At 63.3% G+C, this 21,360-nt stretch carries 23 protein-coding genes and 1 pseudogene; 12 read left to right on the top strand and 12 right to left on the bottom strand.

Annotation, left to right across the window (positions count from 1 at the left end; translation table 11 throughout):
- Positions 1-10: 10 nt before the first annotated feature.
- The 10 genes from ACIQCM_RS04815 to ACIQCM_RS04860 all read left to right on the top strand — a co-directional run bounded on the left by ACIQCM_RS04815 (position 11) and on the right by ACIQCM_RS04860 (position 8,758).
- Positions 11-889: a type II secretion system F family protein gene (locus tag ACIQCM_RS04815; protein WP_400604367.1), complete on the top strand. Its 879-nt coding sequence runs from the start codon at positions 11-13 to the stop codon at positions 887-889.
- 272 nt (positions 890-1,161) lie between these two features.
- Positions 1,162-1,371: a Flp family type IVb pilin gene (locus ACIQCM_RS04820; RefSeq protein WP_400604369.1), complete on the top strand. Its 210-nt coding sequence runs from the start codon at positions 1,162-1,164 to the stop codon at positions 1,369-1,371.
- A gap of 60 nt (positions 1,372-1,431) precedes the next feature.
- Entirely contained in the window at positions 1,432-1,830 is a 399-nt protein-coding gene (locus ACIQCM_RS04825) for a TadE/TadG family type IV pilus assembly protein (protein WP_400604371.1), read from the top strand.
- A complete protein-coding gene (locus ACIQCM_RS04830; protein ID WP_400604373.1) occupies positions 1,818-2,852 on the top strand; it encodes a pilus assembly protein TadG-related protein in 1,035 nt (344 codons plus the stop codon). The genes ACIQCM_RS04825 and ACIQCM_RS04830 overlap by 13 nt, the downstream gene beginning before the upstream one ends.
- 36 nt (positions 2,853-2,888) lie before the next feature.
- On the top strand, positions 2,889-3,644 hold the full coding sequence (gene cpaB, locus ACIQCM_RS04835) for a Flp pilus assembly protein CpaB (RefSeq protein ID WP_400604375.1): 756 nt from the start codon (positions 2,889-2,891) through the stop codon (positions 3,642-3,644).
- Entirely contained in the window at positions 3,641-4,837 is a 1,197-nt protein-coding gene (locus tag ACIQCM_RS04840; protein ID WP_400604376.1) for a CpaE family protein, read from the top strand. Before cpaB ends, ACIQCM_RS04840 begins: the two co-directional genes overlap by 4 nt.
- On the top strand, positions 4,837-6,351 hold the full coding sequence (locus ACIQCM_RS04845) for a CpaF family protein (protein ID WP_400604378.1): 1,515 nt from the start codon (positions 4,837-4,839) through the stop codon (positions 6,349-6,351). Before ACIQCM_RS04840 ends, ACIQCM_RS04845 begins: the two co-directional genes overlap by 1 nt.
- A 10-nt stretch (positions 6,352-6,361) precedes the next feature.
- On the top strand, positions 6,362-7,294 hold the full coding sequence (locus ACIQCM_RS04850) for a type II secretion system F family protein (protein ID WP_400604379.1): 933 nt from the start codon (positions 6,362-6,364) through the stop codon (positions 7,292-7,294).
- A 7-nt stretch (positions 7,295-7,301) separates the two neighbouring features.
- Positions 7,302-8,186, top strand: coding sequence for a type II secretion system F family protein (locus ACIQCM_RS04855; RefSeq protein WP_400604381.1), 885 nt, complete (start codon positions 7,302-7,304; stop codon positions 8,184-8,186).
- 86 nt (positions 8,187-8,272) lie between these two features.
- Positions 8,273-8,758: an Hpt domain-containing protein gene (locus ACIQCM_RS04860; RefSeq protein ID WP_400604383.1), complete on the top strand. Its 486-nt coding sequence runs from the start codon at positions 8,273-8,275 to the stop codon at positions 8,756-8,758.
- 5 nt (positions 8,759-8,763) lie between these two features.
- On the opposite strand, the gene ACIQCM_RS04865 is transcribed toward ACIQCM_RS04860, so the two are convergent.
- A complete protein-coding gene (locus tag ACIQCM_RS04865) occupies positions 8,764-9,534 on the bottom strand; it encodes a response regulator transcription factor (RefSeq protein WP_400604384.1) in 771 nt (256 codons plus the stop codon).
- Positions 9,535-9,792: 258 nt separating this feature from the next.
- Between ACIQCM_RS04865 and ACIQCM_RS04870 the strand changes: the two genes are divergently transcribed.
- A complete protein-coding gene (locus ACIQCM_RS04870) occupies positions 9,793-11,457 on the top strand; it encodes a sensor histidine kinase (RefSeq protein ID WP_400604386.1) in 1,665 nt (554 codons plus the stop codon).
- Positions 11,458-11,520: 63 nt separating this feature from the next.
- Here the strand turns inward: ACIQCM_RS04870 and ACIQCM_RS04875 are convergent, their stop codons facing one another.
- From ACIQCM_RS04875 to ACIQCM_RS04910, 8 genes are all read right to left on the bottom strand, one after another.
- Positions 11,521-12,411, bottom strand: coding sequence for a tRNA pseudouridine synthase A (locus tag ACIQCM_RS04875; protein WP_400604388.1), 891 nt, complete (start codon positions 12,409-12,411; stop codon positions 11,521-11,523).
- A 32-nt stretch (positions 12,412-12,443) separates the two neighbouring features.
- Complete coding sequence (gene rplQ / locus ACIQCM_RS04880) at positions 12,444-13,019, bottom strand: 50S ribosomal protein L17 (RefSeq protein ID WP_400604390.1); 576 nt, start codon at positions 13,017-13,019, stop codon at positions 12,444-12,446.
- Positions 13,020-13,089: 70 nt separating this feature from the next.
- The gene (locus ACIQCM_RS04885; RefSeq protein ID WP_377214681.1) at positions 13,090-14,100 is read right to left on the bottom strand and encodes a DNA-directed RNA polymerase subunit alpha; all 1,011 of its coding nucleotides are present in this window, start codon (positions 14,098-14,100) and stop codon (positions 13,090-13,092) included.
- Between the two features lie 131 nt (positions 14,101-14,231).
- Positions 14,232-14,633, bottom strand: a complete 402-nt coding sequence (gene rpsK, locus ACIQCM_RS04890) for a 30S ribosomal protein S11 (protein WP_009358720.1) — start codon at positions 14,631-14,633, stop codon at positions 14,232-14,234.
- A 57-nt stretch (positions 14,634-14,690) separates the two neighbouring features.
- Positions 14,691-15,065 (bottom strand): 30S ribosomal protein S13, encoded by a 375-nt coding sequence (rpsM, locus tag ACIQCM_RS04895; RefSeq protein WP_003803743.1) that lies wholly within the window; start codon positions 15,063-15,065, stop codon positions 14,691-14,693.
- Between the two features lie 184 nt (positions 15,066-15,249).
- A complete protein-coding gene (rpmJ, locus tag ACIQCM_RS04900; protein ID WP_009358722.1) occupies positions 15,250-15,363 on the bottom strand; it encodes a 50S ribosomal protein L36 in 114 nt (37 codons plus the stop codon).
- A gap of 70 nt (positions 15,364-15,433) precedes the next feature.
- On the bottom strand, positions 15,434-15,655 hold the full coding sequence (gene infA, locus ACIQCM_RS04905; protein WP_009358723.1) for a translation initiation factor IF-1: 222 nt from the start codon (positions 15,653-15,655) through the stop codon (positions 15,434-15,436).
- Positions 15,656-15,827: 172 nt separating this feature from the next.
- Positions 15,828-16,769: a P1 family peptidase gene (locus ACIQCM_RS04910; RefSeq protein WP_400604392.1), complete on the bottom strand. Its 942-nt coding sequence runs from the start codon at positions 16,767-16,769 to the stop codon at positions 15,828-15,830.
- A gap of 314 nt (positions 16,770-17,083) precedes the next feature.
- On the opposite strand from ACIQCM_RS04910, the pseudogene ACIQCM_RS04915 reads away from it, so the two are divergent.
- Positions 17,084-18,286: pseudogene (locus tag ACIQCM_RS04915) on the top strand (ABC transporter substrate-binding protein); the annotation flags it as partial.
- Positions 18,287-18,442: 156 nt separating this feature from the next.
- On the opposite strand, the gene map reads toward ACIQCM_RS04915, so the two are convergent.
- The 3 genes from map to secY all read right to left on the bottom strand — a co-directional run bounded on the left by map (position 18,443) and on the right by secY (position 21,226).
- The gene (gene map, locus ACIQCM_RS04920) at positions 18,443-19,270 is read right to left on the bottom strand and encodes a type I methionyl aminopeptidase (RefSeq protein ID WP_400604394.1); all 828 of its coding nucleotides are present in this window, start codon (positions 19,268-19,270) and stop codon (positions 18,443-18,445) included.
- A gap of 70 nt (positions 19,271-19,340) precedes the next feature.
- Entirely contained in the window at positions 19,341-19,910 is a 570-nt protein-coding gene (locus ACIQCM_RS04925) for an adenylate kinase (RefSeq protein ID WP_400605428.1), read from the bottom strand.
- A 5-nt stretch (positions 19,911-19,915) separates the two neighbouring features.
- The gene (gene secY, locus ACIQCM_RS04930) at positions 19,916-21,226 is read right to left on the bottom strand and encodes a preprotein translocase subunit SecY (RefSeq protein ID WP_400604396.1); all 1,311 of its coding nucleotides are present in this window, start codon (positions 21,224-21,226) and stop codon (positions 19,916-19,918) included.
- Positions 21,227-21,360 lie beyond the last annotated feature (134 nt).

Here is a 21,360-nt window from a genome sequence, read left to right on the forward strand (position 1 = left end):
GAGGATTGTCATGACTCCCGTCGCCTGGCTGATCATTGCCGCAGTCATTCTCCCGCTCGCCTACTTCGTCTGGGTGTTAGCCACCTTGGATCGAGCCGGTGCCCTGGCAGTCCAATCGAATCTCGGGCACGGATTTTCGGCCGGCGGGCAAGCATCGGTGTCAAGATCCATGCCTTTGCTCGGCGTTGCCAAACGCCTTGTGCCTGGCAGTTACGAAGCAAAGCTGGACCGATGGCTCGCCTTGGCTGGCCGGCCCGCTGCCATGCCGCTGGAAAAACTGATAGTCGCCAAACCCCTGCTTGCGCTCGCAGGAGCGGTGCTGGCCATATTGGCTTTCCGCAATTCGCCGACCGTACAGAATGTTGCGATCGGGCTGTTCATCACTGTCCTCGCATTCTTTGTTCCCGACCTGCTGGTCTACAACAAGGGGATCAAACGGCAGCAGGCCATCCAACTGGAATTGCCCAATGCATTGGACCAGATGCTGATCTCAGTTGAGGCCGGCTTGGGTTTTGAGGCAGCCATGGCCAGGGCGGGTCAGTACGGCGAAGGACCGCTCGCCCAGGAATTAACCCGCACCCTCCAGGACATGCAGGTGGGCCGCCCGCGTCAGGAGGCTTACCAGGCCATGGCTGACCGGTCATCTGTTTCCGAATTGCGGAGTTTTGTACGTGCCGTTGTCCAGGCTGACAAATACGGCATCGGATTGGCGAAGGTCCTCCGAACGCAGGCTAAGCAGTCCAGGGTCAGGCGCCGGCAGCGGGCGGAAGAGAAAGCAATGAAACTTCCGGTCAAAGTGTTGTTCCCGTTGCTAACGTTCATTTTCCCGGTGCTTTTCATCGTTCTGCTGGGACCGGCCGTCATCAACATCATGGACACGCTTCTCTAGATTTCTTCCTGTCGCACGCCCTCTTCCAGGCGTCGCCCCATAGACCGGACCCCCTCGGCACCCAGAACCGAGGGGGTCCGTTGGTGTGTTCAGGCGCGTAAATCCACTGGAAAACGCAGGTCGTACGCAGGGAAAACGCAGGATTCGCCCACCTCGAAAAGCCTTTGCGCAGGAAGTCCCAAGATCCCGGCTCGAGGGCTTTTTTGCTTGCTAACTTCGTTTTAGAGCTGGTGACGGACCAGCCACCACCCAGACTCGCTCAGGAGTAAAAAATGCTTTCTCTCATCGCAACCCTCCAGACCCTCGGCTTCAAGCTGCAGAACCGCCTCCGCGACGAAAAGGGCGCCACGGCCGTTGAATACGGCATCATGGTCGGCCTCATCGCCGTCGTCATCATCGTCGCAGTCAGCCTGCTCGGTACCAACCTCGACGCGATGTTCGACAGCGTCAACGGCAAGCTTCCTGCCCCCGCCGCCAGCTAGCGTTCTCAGCGTTGGCGCCCTGAAGTATCCGCCGACGGCCCCAGGTCCAGGGCAAGACAAATGACGCAAGAGGAGGAGCAACAGGTGAAGAGCGGTTCCGAACGCGGTGCAGCCGCTGTCGAATTCGCACTCCTGTTGCCCCTCCTCTTGCTGTTGGTCCTCGGAACCATCGAATTTGGACGGGCGTATAACGCCCAGATCACCCTCACTAACGCGGCCCGGGACGGCGTCCGGGTCATGGCAATCTCCAACGATCCTGCCGCCGCCAGGACAGCCGCGAAAAATGCGGCGGCCCCCGTGAGCACCTCCATCCCCACCTCGGACATCACGTTGAGCACGGAGGTCTGCAGCACCGGCAACCAGGTAACACTCACCATCAACTACAACCTGTCCACTATCACCGGAATCGCGGGGCCCTTCCCCCTCAAAGGAAAAGGAGTCATGCTGTGCGGCGGATAGTGGACCATAACCCTGAACGCGGAGCGGTCAGTGTCATCGTCGCCCTCCTCCTGGCCAGCCTCCTGGGGTTCGTGGCCATCGCGGTGGATGTTGGTGTCATTTATTCAGAGCGCGCCCAGCTCCAGAACGGCGCCGATGCTTCCGCCATCGCCCTCGCCCAAAAATGTGCCCGGGATTCCACCGGCACCCAGTGCTCCACCACGTCCACGCTCGCTGGCGATCTGGCCAACAATAATGCCTTGGACGGGATGAGCAAGGTGTACTCCATCCAGCTGGATAAAGCAGCACGCAAAGTCTCCGTGACCACGGCGGCCAAGGAACCTGGTGGAGCTGAAAACTCAGTGACGCTGTTCTTTGCGAACGTCCTCGGCATACCCACAAAAGAAGTCGGTGCCCGTGGCTCCGCTGTGTGGGGCAGCGCCCGTGCCGGCCGCACGGCGTTTCCCCTCGCCTTTTCCGTATGCCAGGTAAAGGACAAGATCGACGGCGAATTGCAGCGCCTCCAGGATCATGGCAAAAACACGAACGCCGACTGCAACTACGGTCCTTCAGGCGCAGCTGTAGAAGGCGGCTTCGGCTGGCTGGTCCAGGACCCCGGCAAGTGCGGTGGTTCCATCGACCTGGCCGTCAGCGAGGGCGGCAGCGATCCCGGCAACAACGCACCCGCCAACTGCAGCGACACGCTCAACAAATGGGTCAGTGAAATCACTGCGGGACGCAAAGTGACCGTTCTTCTGCCGATCTTCAACAAGGTCACCGGTACCGGTAACGGCGCCGTCTACAGCCTGGTCGCGTTCGCAGCGTTCGAAGTCACGGGCTGGAAATTCAGCGGTGACAGCGTCGCCCCCAACACCTTCCAAAACCGTGCCGGCTCGGCACCGGGTGTCACCTTAGCCAACGAGTGCCGCGGAGAATGCCGTGGGATCATCGGCAAATTCGTCAAGTACACCTCACTGGACGACGGCTACACCTTAGGCCCCGTGGACGAGTACGGCGCCACCATTGCACGTCCCGTCCTCTAAATCCCCAGAACAAGAACCTTTTATCAGGAGTTGACCGTGAAGTCTCGCATGCTCGCCGGAACGGCCGCCGTTGCCTTGGCGCTCGTGGGGGCCATCCTCATCGTCATGTATGCACAGGGTGCCGACCAGCGCGCACTCGCCGGCACACAGCCGGTGGAAGTACTGGTAGTGAAGACCGCCATCCCCGCAGGAACCCCGGTCGAGGAAATGACAGCCTCGCTGGCCACGGAAACTGTACCGGCGGCAGGCAAATCCGCCTCGGCGCTTTCCAACCTTGACGACAAAGCCGGCACGGTAGCCGCCGTGGACCTGATCCCGGGCGAACAGCTGCTCGCCGAGCGCCTGGTGGCACCGGAGGACGCCAAGGACAGCGGCGCCGCAACTGTCCCTGCAGGTATGCAGGAAGTCTCCTTCCAGCTCGAACCGCAGCGTGTTGTCGGCGGCCGCATCAGTGTCGGTGACCACGTGGGCATAGCGATGGTCTTCGACGCCGGCGCGGACAAGGCCAACGAAAAGGACGAATCTACCCAGCTGACGCTGCGGAAAGTCCTCGTCACCGCCGTCCAGCGCGCCCCGCAGGCCGCGGCAAAGGAAGAGTCCGAAGACGGAACCAACCCCCAGGACACCACTCTCCCGGAGGGCTCCCTGATGCTTACGGTCGCCGTCAACGACATCGACGCCAACAAGATCGTCTTCGCGTCCGAGTTCGGCAGGCTCTGGCTCACCAAGGAACCGCTGAATGCCAAGGACAACGGGCCCCGTATCGAACGCAAGGAAGTGATCTACAAGTGAGCCGCTTCGTCCTGCTCTCGCCCAGCGTTGAGTTCGACCAGAAGCTGCACGCCGCTGTCGACCATGGGCTGCGCGGCAGCGTCCAGACCATCGCCTCGGATATCCTCCCCGCCGGCCCGGCCGAACTGTTTGCCCTCCTGGACCAGGAACGGCCTGAAGTCCTGATCATCGGCCCGGACGTGGCCTACGAGGAAGCCCTGCGCTTCGCAAAAGTCTTCGATGTGCAGCAGCCCGAGCTCAGCCTGGTACTGGTCAGCGACGTTGAACCGACGTTGCTGCTCCACGCCATGCGCGCCGGCATCCGCGACATCCTCAGCCCCCAGGCAGACGCAGCCGAAATCCGCGTGCTGCTGGAACGTGCCTGCCAATCGTTCGCAACCCGGCACCGGAACCATGACGACCTTCCGGCGGAGAATGGCGGCAAAGGCCTGGTCATTGGTGTCTTCTCCCCCAAAGGCGGCGTTGGCAAAACCACCATCGCCACCAACATCGCCATCGGGCTCGGCAAGATCGCGCCCATGAGCGTGGTGATTGTTGACCTCGACCTCCAGTTCGGCGACGTCGCTTCCGGCCTCTACCTCGACCCCGAGCACACCGTCACGGACGCTGTCACACCGGCGGCGAGCCAGGATTCCCTGGTGCTGAAGGCGTTCCTCACCGTGCATCCGGCGGGAATCTACGCCCTGTGCGCCCCGCCAAACCCCGTGGACGCGGACCACATCACCCCCGAGCACGTTTCCCGCCTGCTCGAGCAGCTCTCCCAGGAGTTCCAGTACGTGGTGGTGGACACCGCGCCAGGCATGCAGGAAATCGGTCTGGCAGCGATGGAACAGTGCACCGACGCCGTATGGGTGAGCGCGATGGACATCCCCAGCCTCCGTGGCCTGCGTTCCGGGCTGGAAGTACTGCGCCAGCTCGACATCATGCCCGAATCACGGCACGTTGTCCTGAACATGGCGGACGCCAAGTCCGGGCTCAGCATCCAGGACGTCGAATCCACCATCGGCGCGCCCGTTGACGTCAGCGTCCCGCGCTCCAAGGCCGTCGCCCTGTCAACCAACCGGGGCGTCCCCGTCCTCCAGGAATCCAAGCGGGATCCCGCCGTCAAGAGCCTCCGCCACCTGGCCGAGCGTTTCAACCCGGCGTGGCGTACCCAGGCACAGCGCAAACTGCACCGAAGGGTGGTCATCTGATGAAGCTCTCTGAACGGATCAACGCGGCCCAGGGCCGCAGCCAGGACTCCGGCAGCTCGGCCGCTGTGCTGGCTGCGCCGCGTCCGGCCGCTGTCGTCGCCCCTTCACCTGCCCGGGATCGTCCCCGCGAGCCCCGGCGCCCTGCCGCCGTAACGGCACCAGCCGCGCCCAAACCAGTAGCTTCAACGCCCGACGCCGGCGGTCAGGCAGTGCCGAAGGCCCAGCCGGTGGACGTTTTCGCAGCCATGAAACTTCGCGCGGCCACCGCTCTTTTCGAACGGATGGGAACACGGTTCAACGACGCGACGGTTACCGAGCATGAGCTTCGCACCTCCGCCAAAGAAGAGCTGATCCGCATCATCGATGCCGAACAGGTTCCCCTGACGCCGGATGAGCGCACCCGCCTGGTCCAGGACGTTGCTGACGACGTCCTTGGCTACGGTCCGCTCCAGCGCCTGCTGGACGATCCGGATGTCTCCGAAATCATGGTCAACCGGATGGACCAGATCTACGTGGAGCGCAAGGGCAAGCTCACGCTGTCCGATTCCCGTTTCAGCTCGGAAGAACACCTGCGCAAGGTCATCGAGCGCATCGTCTCCAAGGTAGGCCGCCGCATCGACGAGTCTTCCCCGCTGGTGGATGCCCGCCTCGAGGACGGTTCCCGTGTCAATGCGGTCATCCCGCCTCTGGCGGTGGGGGGCTCTTCGCTGACCATCCGTAAGTTCAGCAAGGTTCCGCTGACAGTCCAGAACCTGATTGATTTCGGCACGCTCACACCGGAAATGGCGGAGTTGCTCAACGCCTGTGTCAAGGCAAAGCTCAACATCATCGTCTCGGGCGGTACCGGGACGGGCAAAACCACCCTGCTGAACGTGCTCTCATCGTTCCTGCCGAACGACGAACGCATCGTGACGATCGAAGACGCCGTGGAACTGCAAATCCAGCAGGAACACGTTGTCCGGCTGGAAAGCCGCCCGCCGAACACCGAAGGCAAAGGCGAGGTGACCATCCGCGAACTGCTCCGAAACTCGCTCCGTATGCGTCCTGACCGGATCGTGGTGGGTGAGGTCCGTGGCGGAGAGTCGCTGGACATGCTCCAGGCCATGAACACCGGCCACGACGGTTCGCTCTCCACAGTGCACTCCAACTCGCCCCGTGACGCCGTCGCCCGTCTCGAGACCCTGGTGCTCATGGCCGGCATGGACCTGCCGCTGCGCGCCATCCGCGAGCAGATCGCCTCTGCAGTAAACCTTGTGGTGCAGATTTCCCGTCTCCGTGACGGCTCCCGGCGCATCACCCATGTCACCGAAGTCCAGGGCATGGAAGGAGACATCGTGACCCTCCAGGACGCCTTCGTCTTCGATTACTCTGCCGGGGTGGACGCACACGGCCGGTTCCTCGGCAAGCCTGTGGCCACCGGCATTCGCCCGCGCTTCATCGACCGGTTCGAAGACATGGGCATCCACCTCTCACCAGAAGTTTTCGCCGCGCCGCAGCCTTCGGGCGGAAGGTGACGGTGCCACGATGATCCTCGCCATCGGAACCGTCACCGTCCTGCTGGCCGTAGTGTTCCTGGGCGTCGCCGTGCTCCTGCCCGGCACGCCCGCGGTGCCCTTGGACCGCCGTCGTCCGTTTGAAACGGAGCCACCGTCCTCCCTGACCCGATTCGCCGGTGCTGCCGTCAGGGCGCTTGAGCGTGCCCTGGCGGGACGCACGGTCAAGGCCTTCACCAAGGCCGACCTGGAAGAAGCCGGGCTGCGGCTGAGCCAATCTGAATTCTTCGTCCTTGTGGGCATCGGCGCCGCCGTCGGCATGGTGGTGGGACTGGTGACGGTGGGCCCGCTGGTGGGCCTTCTGCTGGCGTTGACTGCCCCCTTCGTGGGTAAGGCCGTCCTGGGATTCCTCGCCGGCAAACGCCGCACCGCGTTCGACGGCCAGCTGGGCGATACGCTGCAGCTCCTCTCCGGGGGCCTTCGGGCCGGCCACAGTATCCTGCGTGCGATAGACGCCGCGGCCACCGAGTCGCAAAAACCCACCTCGGAGGAAATGCGCCGGGTCATCACCGAAACCAGTCTGGGGCGCGACCTGCTTTCCGCCTTGAACGATACGGCCGAGCGCATGAAAAACGACGATTTCGTCTGGATTTCCCAAGCCATTCAGATCAACCGCGAGGTAGGCGGAAACCTCGCCGACGTGCTGGACCAGGTGGGAGAAACCATCCGCGAACGGGCTGAAATCAAGGGACATATTAAAGCGCTGGCGGCCGAGGGAAAGTTCTCCGCGTACATCCTCATTGCCATGCCCTTCGGCATCGTGGGCATGCTCCTAAGCATCAGCCCGGGCTATATGAACTCCCTTTTCACCCACCCCTTGGGCTGGGGACTGATCGGGGCGTCCTTTGTCCTGATGACCATCGGTGCGCTGTGGATGCGCAAGATCATCGACCTGAAGTTCTGAGGAAGCCATGAGCATCGTTGTTCTCCTCTCCGTCCTCCTGGTCTGCGTCCCGCTGGGCGGCCTGACCTGGTCCCTGCTCACTGTGGACAAGCAGGGCCGTGCCGCAGCCAGCGAGCTGCTGGCCCGCGGCGCCGCGCCCGTGGCCGTGGAGGCTTCCGGCTCCCCCGGGCTCCTGGAATCACTCGGACGGCGCGTGACTCCGCCGTCGTACGTCGCTTTCCTGGACCGGCTGCTCTCGCTGGCGGGTCGGCCCGCCTCCATGCCGCTGGGGAAGGTCCTGGGATCCAAGCTGGGGCTGGGTGTCGTTGGCGCCGTCCTGGGGCTGTATCTGACGTCGATGGGCGCAACACCATTGATGAAACTCGCTGGCTTGTTCGTGGTGGTGCTGGGCTACTTCATCCCCGACCTCCTGCTCTACAGCAAAGGCCAGGAACGGCAGAAAATCATGCAGCTGGAGTTGGCCAATACCTTGGACCAGATGCTGATTTCCGTTGAAGCCGGCCTCGGGTTCGAGGGTGCGATGGCCCGCGCCGGAGCCAACGGCAAGGGCCCGCTGGCCGAAGAACTGGTGCGCACGCTGCAGGACATGCAGGTGGGCCGCAGCCGCCGGGAGTCGTATCAGGCCCTGGCGGACCGCACCAACATCCCCGAACTTCGCAGTTTTGTGCAGGCTGTCATCCAGGCCGATACCTACGGCATTGCCATCAGCCAGGTCCTCCGCGTCCAGGCGAAGGTGATGCGCGTCAAACGGCGCCAGCGCGCGGAGGAAAAGGCCATGAAGCTGCCGGTCATGATCCTCTTTCCGCTGCTGTTCTTCATCTTTCCAGTGCTCTTCATTGCCATCCTGGGCCCGGCGGTGGTCAACACCGTCATCACGTTCAGCGGGCAGTGAGCCACAAACCACGGCAACCCTCAAGGTTTCCACAGGATCACCCGAATTCACCACCTCAAGAGAACAGCAGGAAGTAGCCTTGAAACATGTACAGTCCAGATCCCGGCACCACCAGCGAGGAGAGCAGCACAGCTGCCGCTTTCCCGTCGTGGGTGCCGCCGGTTGCGGAACCCGCACTGTCTCTGGAGGCGGTGGTTCTGTTGCCGCTGGTTAATGCTGCGGTCCTGGAGGACCTTGAAGCAGAACTCGCCGGGCCGGCCCTGGCCAAGCGTTTCGCGCAGGACTACGCGGACATGTGGGACCAGCGGTACACGCGGCTCGCCGCCGCCGTGGAGCGCCAGGACGTCGCAGCCTGCCTGGACGCCGCCATCAGCCTGAAGATCACCTCTGCCATGCTGGGCGGGGAGCGGCTGTCCAAGCTGGCCGAGCTTCTCGAAAACGTGGTGCGGCAAGGCGATTTCGGTCAGGGCCGCCTGCTGATGGAGCGCGTTGCCGTTGACGGCAGCCAGACGGTCTCCGAACTGCAGTCCACCTACATCGCGGCCGGCGGACAGGATCTGGAACACACCTGAAGGGGCTACGTGGTTTCCTGCCTGGCCGGCGCCAGCCGATAGCCGACGCCACGAACGGTCTGCAGCCAGCGCGGTGAATGCTGGTTCTCTTTCAGCTTGCGCCGCAAGTTTCCCACGTGCACCTCGACCGCCCGTTCGTCCGCCTCGCTGATATACGTGTCCTGGTCGTAGAACTCGCCACGGACCGCCCGGACCAGGTCTGCCCTGCTGCACACTGCCCCGCGGCCGCGCAGCAGCACGTGGAGAAGGTCGAATTCGCTCCGGGTCAGGTTCAGGGGCTCTCCCTGCACTTCGACAGTCCGCGTCCGGTAGTTGAGTACCAGTCCGTTGTGCCGGAACACGGCCGGGTCTTCCCGGGGCGCCGGAACCGGTGGCGCGGGAGCGGCGGCGGGCTTGCTGACGCCATGGCGTGGCCTGCGCAGCATCGCGGCCACCCGCGCCCGGAGTTCCCGCGGGCGGAACGGCTTGGCAATGTAATCATCCGCACCGGCATTGAGGGCCGACAGCAAATCGGGTTCCTCAGTCCTGCCCGTCAGCATGACCACGTAGGCATCACTGAAATGCCGGATGCGGCGCAAAACCTCAAATCCGTCAATGTCCGGAAGGCCAACGTCAAGCGTAACTACATGGGCTTGCTTTTCGCGGACCACCTCGACGCCTGCTTTGCCATCCGGTGCCGTATGGACCTCAAAGCCCGCTTGGCTCAATACCCCTTCGAGGAGATTGCGGACATCCGCATCGTCCTCGATTACTACAGCTACACCTAGATCATCCATCTGCTATCCCCGTGCAAGGCAAACATGTCCCCCCACCAGCCCAGCGCCGGTGACATGCCGCTCTAACTCTTTATACGCTACTAGTAAGCCCGGCTGATGACATCTGAGGGAAGATTGATTAGAAAAAGTCAATTACCATGACAGTAAATGTGTAATACGAACCGAGAAGATGGGGCTTGGTGAAGATGGGGATCGTGGAACCGCCGCGCGCGGAAGTTTGTTGTGGGCAAGGCTATGTGCGGGGCTTGAACCGCGTTCATGGCTGAGTCGTTTTTCCAACGCGGGCCTGGCCGGTTCTTCCGCGACTTAGGACCCCGCGGGCAGACCACTCTGTGCCAGCTGCCGCTGACGCTGATTGTGGCTGCACTCGCGGTGGCTACGCCTTTCGCGTGGCCAACGTTGCTGTCGAGCCCCTTCTACATGGCGGGGGTGGCCCTGCATGTAGCGCTGCTGCTTGCAAGTTTCCTGGTTCCTTGGGAGAAGATAAACCTCCGCCCGTACTTGATTATCCCCGTCCTCGATTTCGTGGCCATCGGACTTCTCCGCAACGGAGCGGCACCCCTCCTTCCCGGATTGGCCGTGCTGGTGGTCTTCCCCGTCATCTGGCTCTCCGCCTCTGGAATGCTCACCCGCACCAGCCTGGTCCTCAGTTTTGTGGGTCCACTGCTTATCATGCTGCCTACGCTGGCCCAGAAGTGGCCCGCCCATACCGCCACGGATGTCACCACCGTCATCCTCTTTCCGCTCATGATGCTGGCCGTGTCCCTGGCCATCCGCTTCGCCAGCGTCAACCTGCGGATGCAGCAACGCGAACTCGCCCAGAAGGACAAGGAGTTGCGCGAACTCCTGGACGCCAGCAACAAACGCGAGCGGCTGCTTCAGACCGTTTTGGACGCTACCGACGTCGGAATCATCGCTGTGGATCCCCAAGGCCGGCACCTGCTGACCAACGACCGGCAGCGGCTGTTCCATGAACTGGTGGCGCAGGGCGAAGGCACTGCGAACCAGGAACGCCAGGCAATCTACGCCCTGGACAAGCGCACTCCCCTGCCTCCGGAAAAACACCCGGTGCAGCGCGCCGTGGACGGTGAGTCCTTTGCCGACTACCTGGTCTGGATCGGAGAGGACAGCGACCAGCGGGCCATCTCAACCGCTGCCCGGCCCCTGCTGTCCGGGGAGGGCCATCCCAACGGCGCCGTCGTTGTTTACAGCGACGTGACAAGCCTCGTCGAAGCCTTGGCCGCGAACGAGGAACTGGTCTCCAACGTTTCCCACGAATTCCGGAGCCCGCTGAATTCGATTCTCGGCAATATGGATTTGATCCTTGAGGATCCCAGTCTTCCCCGCGAACTGGTCCAGCGCCTGACAGTAGTGCAGCGGAATTCCGAGCGGCTGCTTGCCCTCGTATCCGACCTCACCGCATCGGCGTCGGCGGCCCTGAACGTGCACCCGAAGCGCACTGACCTGGCCAGCCTCGTGGAGACCAGCGTGGGGTCGGCCCGCACCCAGGCGGAACGTGCAAACATCAGGCTCACCGCGGACGTCCCCTCCCCGCTATGGGCCTACGCGGATCCGCTTCGAATCGGACAGGCGCTCGACAACCTGGTCTCGAACGCCATCAAGTACTCCCCCGGCGGCGGCCAGGTCAGCATCAGCGCCTGGGCCAGTGACGAATGGATTCGGCTCAGCGTCAGCGACACGGGAATGGGCATGAGCACCGAGGACGCCGCCAAGGTGTTCAAACGGTTCTTCCGGACGGAGACGGCGCGGAAGTCCTCGATCTCCGGGGCAGGCCTTGGGCTCTCCATTACCAAGATGATCGTGGAACGCCACGGGGGCACCATCACCTGCCAGAGCGGCGAGGGCCAAGGCAGCACCTTCACCCTGACGCTACCCGCCGACGGCCCGCCGCCGTCCTTCTAAAATCGATTGCTCCGTAAATGCCGCTTTGAACCCTCTAAACGGCAAGTATGGAGCAATCGAGGCTTACGCGCGCAGCGCCCGGGTGAGCTCGGCGCGGGCAAGGAGTTCGCCGTCCGACGGGTACGCCACTTCCTCCAGCACGAGCGGGTGCGGGGCCGCCAGGACGGACTTCGCATCCCTTTTTTGCGCCAGAAGCCGTTCATAGAGCCAGCCTGGCTCCTCCACCCCCTCACCCACGTAGAGTGCGGAGCCGATCAGCGCCCGCACCATGTTGTGGCAGAAGGCATCCGCCTGGACCGTAGCCACGATCACGCCGTCCTCGCCGCGGCGGAACTCGAATCGCTGCAGCTCCCGGACTGTGGTGGCACCCTCCCGGGGCTTGCAGAAGGACAGGAAGTTCTGCAGGCCCAGCAGCTTGGCCCCGCCCTCGTTGAGCAGTGACACGTCCAGCGGATTCTTATGCCACAGCGTGAAGTAGCGCTCCAGCGGATCCCACAGCGCAGGTCCGTCCGCGATCCGGTAGCTGTAGCGCCGCCACAGCGCGGAGAAGCGCGCATCAAAGCCCGCCGGGGCCGGCGCCGCGCTGTGCACCTCCACGGCACCGGTGAGGTCCCCCAGGATACGGCTCAAGGCCCCGCGGATCCGGCGGAGAAGCGCGACGGCGGGATCCAGTTCGTGCCCGCGCGGCAGTCCCAGCCACTCGTCTTCGCTGAGGTCCAGATGGACCACCTGGCCGCGGGCGTGCACGCCGGCATCCGTTCGGCCGGCGACGGTGACCCGCACAGGGCGGCGCACCAGAAGCTCCAACGCCTCCTCGAGGACGCCTTGCACGGTCCGCAGCCCGGGCTGCAGGGCCCACCCGTTGAAGGGGCCGCCGTCGTACGAAAGATCAAGGCGGATACGCAAAAACCCGCCGCCCCCCAAAACGGGGGCCGCGGGTTTTTGGTCGTTCATAGACCCAAGTCTATGCGAAGAATATCAGCGAATTACTTCGCGTCCTTTTCCTCGGCAGCGGGTGCCTCGGGTGCTTCCTCAGCGGCCGGAGCCTCTTCGGTTGCAGTTTCTTCAGCAGCAGCTTCTTCGGCGGCCGGAGCTTCAGCGGCTTCGGTCTCTACGGCTTCAGCCTCGGGAGCTTCCTCGGCGGCCGGAGCAGCCTTGGCAGCAGCCTGGGTCGCCTCAGCAACGACGGCCTGCTTGGCGGAAACCGGCTCGAGAACCAGTTCGATGACAGCCATGGGAGCGTTGTCGCCCTTGCGGTTGCCGATCTTGGTGATGCGGGTGTAACCGCCGTCGCGGTTCTCCACTGCCTGTGCGATGTCGGTGAACAGCTCGTGGACAACGCCCTTGTTGCTGATCAGGCCGAGAACGCGGCGGCGGGAAGCCAGGTCGCCACGCTTGGCGAAGGTTACCAGGCGCTCTGCGTACGGCTTCAGGCGCTTGGCCTTGGTCACAGTGGTGGTGATCCGCTTGTGCTCGAACAGTGCTGCTGCCAGGTTCGCGAGCATGAGGCGCTCGTGAGCCGGGCCGCCTCCGAGGCGCGGACCCTTAGTGGGGGTAGGCATAATTGTTTCTCCTCATATGGAAGCCGTGTGGGCTGCACACCGTGGTGCTGCCCGCCGGCCAGGATCTGGTTTAGAGTTCGTCGTCGCCGAAGGCGGCGTCGTCCTCTTCGATTGCTGCGGCGCGTGCTGCGAGGTCAAAACCGGGAGGCGAGTCCTTGAGGGACAGGCCCAGTTCAACCAGCTTTGCCTTGACCTCGTCAATGGACTTCGCACCGAAGTTACGGATGTCCATCAGGTCAGCCTCGGAGCGGGCAACGAGTTCACCCACGGTGTGGATGCCCTCACGCTTGAGGCAGTTGTAGGACCGGACGGTGAGGTCCAGATCCTCGATCGGCAGTGCCATGTCGGCTGCCAGGGCAGCGTCGGTGGGCGAGGGGCCGATCTCGATACCTTCAGCTGCGGTGTTCAGCTCACGGGCCAGACCGAACAGTTCCACCAGGGTGGTGCCTGCGGAAGCTACGGCATCGCGCGGGGCAATGGCCGGCTTGGTCTCGACGTCGACAATCAGCTTGTCGAAGTCGGTGCGCTGCTCAACACGGGTTGCTTCCACGCGGAAAGTAACCTTCAGCACCGGCGAGTAGATGGAGTCGACCGGGATACGGCCGATCTCTGCATCGCCGGACTTGTTCTGAGCTGCCGAAACGTAGCCGCGGCCGCGCTCGATGGTCAGTTCGAGTTCGAACTTGCCCTTCGAGTTCAGCGTGGCAATGTGCAGATCCGGGTTGTGGAATTCGACGCCGGCCGGCGGAGCGATGTCCGCGGCGGTGACGACTCCGGGGCCCTGCTTGCGCAGGTAGGCAACAACCGGCTCATCGTGCTCGGAGGAAACCGACAGGCTCTTGATGTTCAGGATGATCTCAGTGACATCTTCCTTGACACCCGGAACAGTGGTGAACTCGTGCAGCACGCCATCGATCCGGATGCTGGTTACAGCGGCACCGGGGATGGACGAGAGCAGGGTACGGCGGAGGGAGTTTCCAAGGGTGTAGCCGAAGCCCGGTTCCAGCGGTTCAATGATGAAACGCGAGCGGTTTTCGGAGACGACCTCTTCGGAGAGGGTGGGGCGCTGTGCAATGAGCACTTAGGTTTCCTTTCGGCGAGCATCCGCTATATGACGCAACACAGGTGGTGGAAATTCGGTCTGAAGACTTAACGCGCTGGGCTTGCCCGGTCCATCGCTGGTCCGGGCAAGCTCAAGCAGCGCTGGAAACCTTAGACGCGGCGGCGCTTGGGCGGACGGCAGCCGTTGTGGGCTGCGGGGGTGACGTCCTGGATGGAGCCAACCTCGAGGCCAGCGGCCTGCAGCGAACGGATAGCGGTCTCGCGGCCGGAGCCCGGTCCCTTGACGAATACGTCAACCTTGCGCATGCCGTGCTCCTGGGCACGCTTTGCAGCAGCTTCGGCAGCCATCTGGGCCGCGAAGGGGGTGGACTTACGCGAGCCCTTGAAGCCAACCTCACCTGAGGAAGCCCAGGAGATAACAGCACCGGTCGGGTCCGTGATGGAAACGATGGTGTTGTTGAACGTGCTCTTGATGTGCGCCTGGCCCAGCGCGATATTCTTCTTGTCCTTCTTACGCGGCTTGCGAACCGCGCCACGAGTCTTCGGGGGCATTTTTTCTCCTACAGAAAGTTATTGGGGAAAGCTCCGTCAAAAATCCCGGACGGGATTTTAACGGGCCTTCTTCTTGCCGGCGACGGTACGCTTCGGGCCCTTGCGGGTACGTGCGTTGGTCTTCGTACGCTGACCGCGTACGGGCAGGCCCTTGCGGTGGCGCAGGCCTTCGTAGCTTCCGATTTCAACCTTGCGGCGGATGTCGGCTGCTACTTCGCGGCGAAGGTCACCCTCAACCTTGTAGTTGCCTTCAATGTAGTCACGCAGCTCAACCAGCTGTGCATCGGTGAGGTCCTTAACGCGGACGTCAGCGCTGATGCCAGTGGCAGCCAGGGTTTCGTGTGCACGGGTCTTGCCCACGCCGTAGATGTAAGTAAGCGCAATTTCCAGCCGCTTTTCGCGGGGAATGTCTACGCCAGCGAGACGAGCCATAGTGGCAGTACTCCTTGATAAACCGGAGGTCGTAGGCAGTACACCCGCACGTTCCGTACGGCCCCAGCCTCCGACCGGGGGTTAGCTGTCCGGACTCGTTAGAGCTTGGTGTTCCAGATCAGCTTGTGCTGCCTTTATTTACTTGCGTGGGTTAGCAACCCAGGATTTCCTTCAGGGAAGGAAATTAGCCCTGGCGCTGCTTGTGGCGCGGGTTCTCGCAGATCACCATGACCCGGCCATTACGGCGGATCACTTTGCACTTTTCGCAGATCTGCTTGACGCTCGGCTTGACCTTCATGGCATTCCTTTGCGTGTAACAGTTGGTCAGCTGGAGCAGCGGCCGGCTTGCGCTGGTGCCGCCCAGCAATTTACTTGTAGCGGTAGACGATACGACCACGGGTGAGGTCGTACGGGCTCAGCTCCACCACTACGCGGTCCTCCGGAAGGATTCGAATGTAGTGCTGACGCATCTTTCCAGAGATGTGTGCCAGGACGATGTGCTTGTTGGTGAGCTCAACGCGAAACATCGCGTTAGGCAGCGCCTCAGTCACAACGCCTTCGATCTCAATGACCCCGTCCTTCTTGGCCATACCCTCCGCTAACTGTTGTTGCCGCAGCCCCGCCGGATTGCACCGGGCATGGCCACGAACGTTTTTGTTGGATCGGTTGCCGGCTCCGAAGCCCAAAAGGGCGCGGCGGTCCAGACAACCAACAGACAACACTACCCTGTCCGGCCGAAAATGAGAAATTGGCAATCATAACCTAAACAGTGCGGTACACACCATATTCTCCCGCGGGGGTGCCTACGGCTTCTGCCCGCGCCACCCCGTCCAGCACCGCCGAACGCACGACGTCGGCTGCCGCACTTTGCAGGGTGATCATGCCAATACGCCGGACAGCTTCGTCGCTGCCGCCCAGTGCCACCCCGCCAGTGGCGAGGCAGAAGACGGTGTCCCCGTCGGCGAGTGTATGGGACGGATTCAATGCCCTCGCGAGCCCGGCATGGGATGCAGAAGCCGTTCTCTTGCACTCGGCGACGTCCAGCACGGCATTGGTAGCGACGACAACAAGGGTGGTGTTGAGCGGGGCGCCGTGGCCAGGGTCAGGCTGCAAGGTGGTCGTTCTGAACGGCAGGCCAAGGGCATTCACGACTGCAAGTGCCCCGACGATGATCCCGTCCTCCAACGTGGCCGAGGCCATGCCGAGGCCCCCTTTGAACTTGCCCCGGCCGATGAGGGCCCCGGTCCCTGCGCCGACGTTGCCGCGGGCAACCTCGCGCCCTTCCTCCTGCGCCGCTGCGGCAACGATGGCCGCATAGCCCATCTCCGGCGTCGGGCGCGCTGAGAAGTCCCCGCCCCGGCCCAGGTCGAAGATCGCGGCCGCCGGGACGATCGGGACCACTCCCCCGGGAACGGCGAAGCCTCGGCCGTGCTCCTCGCACCAGCGCTGCGCTCCGGCCGCGGTGGCGAGGCCATAGGCGCTGCCGCCGGTGAGAACGACGGCGTCCACCTGGCGGACCGTGGTGGTGGGATCCAGGGCGTCGGTCTCGTGGGTGGCCGGCCCGCCGCCCCGGACGTCCACGGAACCCACGGTGCCGGGCGGAGGCAGGATCACGGTCACGCCAGTCAGCCAGCCGTCCCCGGTTTTCTGCTCGTTGCCCACCCGGATTCCCGGTACGTCGGTGATGGAACCTGAAGCTCGCATGGGCCTATTGTCCACCCGCGCTTCAAATGAGTAGCGCTACGTGTCCTCTTGAGGCCCGGAAACGGCACCTGGCGCTGCCCGGTCGGGAAGGAAGGCAGAACAGGCCGTGAACGCCGGGGGAAGGCTCAGCCAATAGTCGGAAAAGAGGCCGGAATCCCCGCTTGGGGGGCCAACGGATGTGATGAGGTGAGAACCGACTCCCCCTCCCGCTTGCCTGAAACCACGCCCATCTTGTGAGAGATCCATGACTGTTCACCTGTCGGGGACCAGCACCGCCGCACCGCCGTCGCCGGCCGCCGCCGCGCCGGGCCCGAGTCAAGCCGGCAGCGGCTATCGACTTCTGGTCCAACCACCCCGGTAAGTCGCAGGACGTAGAAAAGGCCATGATCTCGAAGTTCCAGGAGAAATACCCGGACATGAAGGTCAACCTCGTGACCGCAGGAGCCAACTACGAGGAAATCGCCCAGAAGTTCCAGACGGCACAGGCGGCGAAATCAGGCCTGCCCGCACTGGTGGTCCTCTCAGACGTCTGGTGGTTCCGCTACTACCTGAACGACAGCATCATTCCGCTGGACTCGCTCATCAGCCAACTGAACGTCCCTTTGGACGATTTCCGTACGTCACTGGTCAACGACTACAAGTACGACGGCAAGCAGTGGGCGCTGCCCTACGGCCGTTCCACCCCGCTCTTCTACTACAACAGGGACCACTTCAAGGCCGCAGGCCTGCCGGACAGGGCGCCGGCGACCTGGCAGGAATTCGCCGAGTGGGCGCCCAAACTCAAGGCCGCCTCCGGTGCGCAATACGCGTTCATGCACCCGGCCCTCGCGGGCTACGCCGGCTGGACGCTGCAGAACAATCTCTGGGGCGAAGGAGGCGCGTGGTAAGGACTGGGACATCACCTGCGATTCGGCGGAATCCGTTGCCGCCCTCCAGGAAGTCCAGGACTCGGTCTACAAGGACAGCTGGGCCGGGGTCTCGTCCAAGGACTCCGCGGATGACTTCGCGGCCGGCCTCGCTTCCGCCACCGTGTCCTCCACTGGATCGCTGATCGGCATCCTCAAATCCGCGTCCTTCAACGTGGGCGTGGGATTCCTGCCGGGCGGCTCCAAGGCCAAGACGGAGGTCTGCCCCACGGGCGGTGCCGGCCTGGGGATACCCAGTGGCGTGACCCGCGAGGAGCAGTTGGCGGCTGCCATGTTCCTGCAGTTCGTGACGGAGCCGGAGAACACCGCTGAGTTCTCTGCGGCTACCGGTTACATGCCCACCGCACGTCAGCCGATATGACCGCGGTCCTGGCCAAGACGCCGCAGATCAAGACCGCCATGGACCAGCTGGCCGTCACCCGGGTCCAGGACAACGCCCGCGCCTTCCTCCCCGGCGCAGACCAGGAGATGGCCAAGGCAGCGGCCAAGATCCTGACCCAGAAGGCCGATGTCAAAGCGACCATGACCGAACTGAAGACTACGCTCGAAGGCCTGTACACCAAGGACGTCAAGCCCAAGCTGAAGGCCTAGTCCTCCTGATACGCAAAATCCCTGGCCGCCACCGTAGTGGGTGGCCGCCAGGGATTATTCAGATCCGGACGTCCGCTACGGTTTCGGACTTCCGCACCCCGGGATCGAGGGGCGGAAGTCCGAAACCGTAGCGGGCATCGACAAGCGGCGCGGAGCTTACGGGATCGGTACCGGGGTGACGCCGAGGGGCACCAGGTGCTCCGCACCGCCGTCGGGCGCTGAAAGCACCCAGATGCCCTTTTCGTGGACTGCAACGGAGTGCTCCCACTGGCAGGAACGCTTGCCGTCCGTGGTGACCACGGTCCAGTCGTCCTCCAGGACGGCCGTTTCGATGCCGCCGAGCACCAGCATGGGCTCAATTGCCAGGCAGAGGCCGGGCTTGATCTTGGGGCCGCGGTGGCTGGTGCGGTAATTCAGGACGTCCGGTGCCATGTGCATTTCGGAGCCGATGCCGTGACCCACGTAGTCCTCGAGGATGCCCAGCGGTTTGCCCGGGACCGAGGAGACGTAGTCGTCGATGGCGGCGCCGATGTCACCAACGTGGGTACCGGTGGCCAGCGCGGCGATCCCACGCCACATTGCGGCATGCGTGACGTCCGAAAGCCGCTGGTCCTCGGGCCTGGCCGTGCCGACGATAACGGTCCGCGCCGAGTCGGAGTGCCAGCCGTTGATGACCGCGCCGCCGTCGATGGAGATGATGTCGCCGTCCGCCAGGACCCGGCTGCCCGGGATGCCGTGCACCACTTCCTCGTTGACGGAAGTGCAGATCGTGGCGGGGAATCCGTGGTAACCGAGGAAGTTGGACTTCGCGCCCGCCTCGTTGAGGACGGCGGCGAAGACGTCGTCCAGGTGCTTGGTGGTGACGCCCGGCACCGCGGCCTCCACAGCAGCGTCCAGGGCGCGGCTCAGCACCAGTCCGGCTTCGTGCATGGTGCGCATTTGCTCGTTGGTCTTGTACTCGATGCGGGGCTGGCCAAACGCCATGGTGTGTCCTTTCAAATGGCTGAGGCTCCTCCCGTGTCCGGGGAGGAGCCTCAATGTCCTGTGGCCTGGATCAGGCAGCCTGCGCTGCCTTGATGGCCTGCATGACGCGGTCCGTCACTTCGTCGATGGCGCCGATGCCGTCGACCTGGGTCAGGATGCCGCGTTCGGCGTACTTGGCCACAACGGCCTCGGTCTGCTCGTGGTACAGGTCAAGGCGGTGGCGGATGACGGCCTCATTGTCGTCGCTCCGGCCCGTTTCCTTGGCGCGGCCCAGGAGCCGGCTCACCAGTTCCTCGTCGTCGGCAGTGAGCTGCAGGACGACGTCCAGTTTCTCCTGCCCCTCGGCGAGGATCTGGTCCAGGTAGTCCACCTGCGCGGTGGTCCGGGGGTAGCCGTCCAGAAGGAAGCCGTTTTCGACGTCGGACTCGCCCAGGCGGTCGCGGACCATTTTGTTGGTCACGCTGTCCGGTACGAAGTCGCCGGCGTCCATGTATTTCTTGGCCTCGATGCCAAGCGGGGTTTCACCCTTGACGTTGGCCCGGAAGATATCGCCGGTGGAAATCGGCACAACGCCGAGGCGCTTCGAAATCCGTTCCGCCTGCGTTCCCTTTCCGGAGCCGGGAGGTCCAATAATCAGCATTCTCGTCATCGCAAAAGCCCTTCGTAGTGACGTTGTTGTAGCTGCGCATCAATCTGCTTGACGGTTTCCAGACCAACGCCCACCATGATCAGGATCGAGGTGCCACCGAACGGGAAGTTCTGGTTGGCGTTGATCAGCACCAGTGCCACCAGCGGAATCAGCGCCACGAAGCCCAGGTAGAGGGCGCCGGGGAGCGTGATCCGGGAGAGCACGTACTGCAGGTAGTCAGCAGTCGGTTTCCCGGCGCGGATACCCGGAATGAAACCGCCGTACTTCTTCATGTTGTCCGAGACCTCTTCAGGGTTGAAGGTGATCGCGACGTAGAAGTAGGTAAAGAACACGATCATGGCGAAGTACAGAACCATGTAGATCGGTTGGTCACCGCGGACCAGGTTGTTGTTGATCCATTCCACCCACGGCTGGAGCTGCTCGCCTGCCTGCGGCTGGTTGAACTGGGAGATGAGACCCGGCAGGTACAGCATGGAAGAGGCGAAGATGACCGGGATAACGCCGGCCATGTTGACCTTGATCGGGATGTAGGTGCTGGTTCCGCCCACCGTGCGGCGCCCGATCATACGCTTGGCGTACTGGACAGGCACACGGCGCTGCGACTGCTCAACGAAGACCACCAGTGCCACCGTCAGCAGGCCGATGCCCAGGACGATGAAGAACGTCCCCGGACCCTGTGAGGTCCAGATGGCGCCCAGGGAGGTGGGGAAGGTGGCTGCAATGGAGGTGAAGATGAGCAGGGACATACCGTTGCCCACGCCCTTCTCCGTGACGAGCTCGCCCATCCACATGATCAGGCCGGTCCCTGCGGTCAGCGTGATGATGATCAGGATGGTGGTGACCACGCTGTCATTGGGGATGATCGGCAGCGCACAGCCCGGCAGGAGCTGCCCCGACCGCGCCAGGGACACCAGCGTGGTTGCGTTCAGCAGGCCCAGGGCAATGGTGAGGTAGCGCGTGTACTGGGTGAGCTTGGACTGTCCTGCAGCGCCCTCTTCGTACAGTTCCTGGAACCGGGGAATGACCACCCGGAGCAGCTGCACGATGATGCTGGCCGTGATGTACGGCATGATGCCCAGGGCGAAGATCGACACCTGGAGCAGGGCCCCGCCGCTGAACAGGTTTACGAGCTGGTACAGCCCGCCTGCCGTTTGACCGTTCTGCAAGCATTGCTGGACATTCTGGTAGTCCACACCAGGCGAGGGAATGAAGGCGCCCAAGCGGAAGATGGTGATGATTCCCAGCGTGAACAACAACTTGCGTCGCAGATCAGGCGTGCGAAAGGCCCGGCCAAATGCGCTAAGCAAGCGTCCTCCTGTGGTGTGAAGAAGAGTGGTGTGATGGGGATCTATAAATCCCAACAACCGAGTCTAACCGTTGCATGCGCGATGCGAACAATCGGCGGTGGCCAGGATGCGCCGGATGGCTGCGAAAATACGTC

Source organism: Pseudarthrobacter sp. NPDC092439, from assembly GCF_044754945.1.
Classification (GTDB): Bacteria; Actinomycetota; Actinomycetes; order Actinomycetales; family Micrococcaceae; genus Arthrobacter.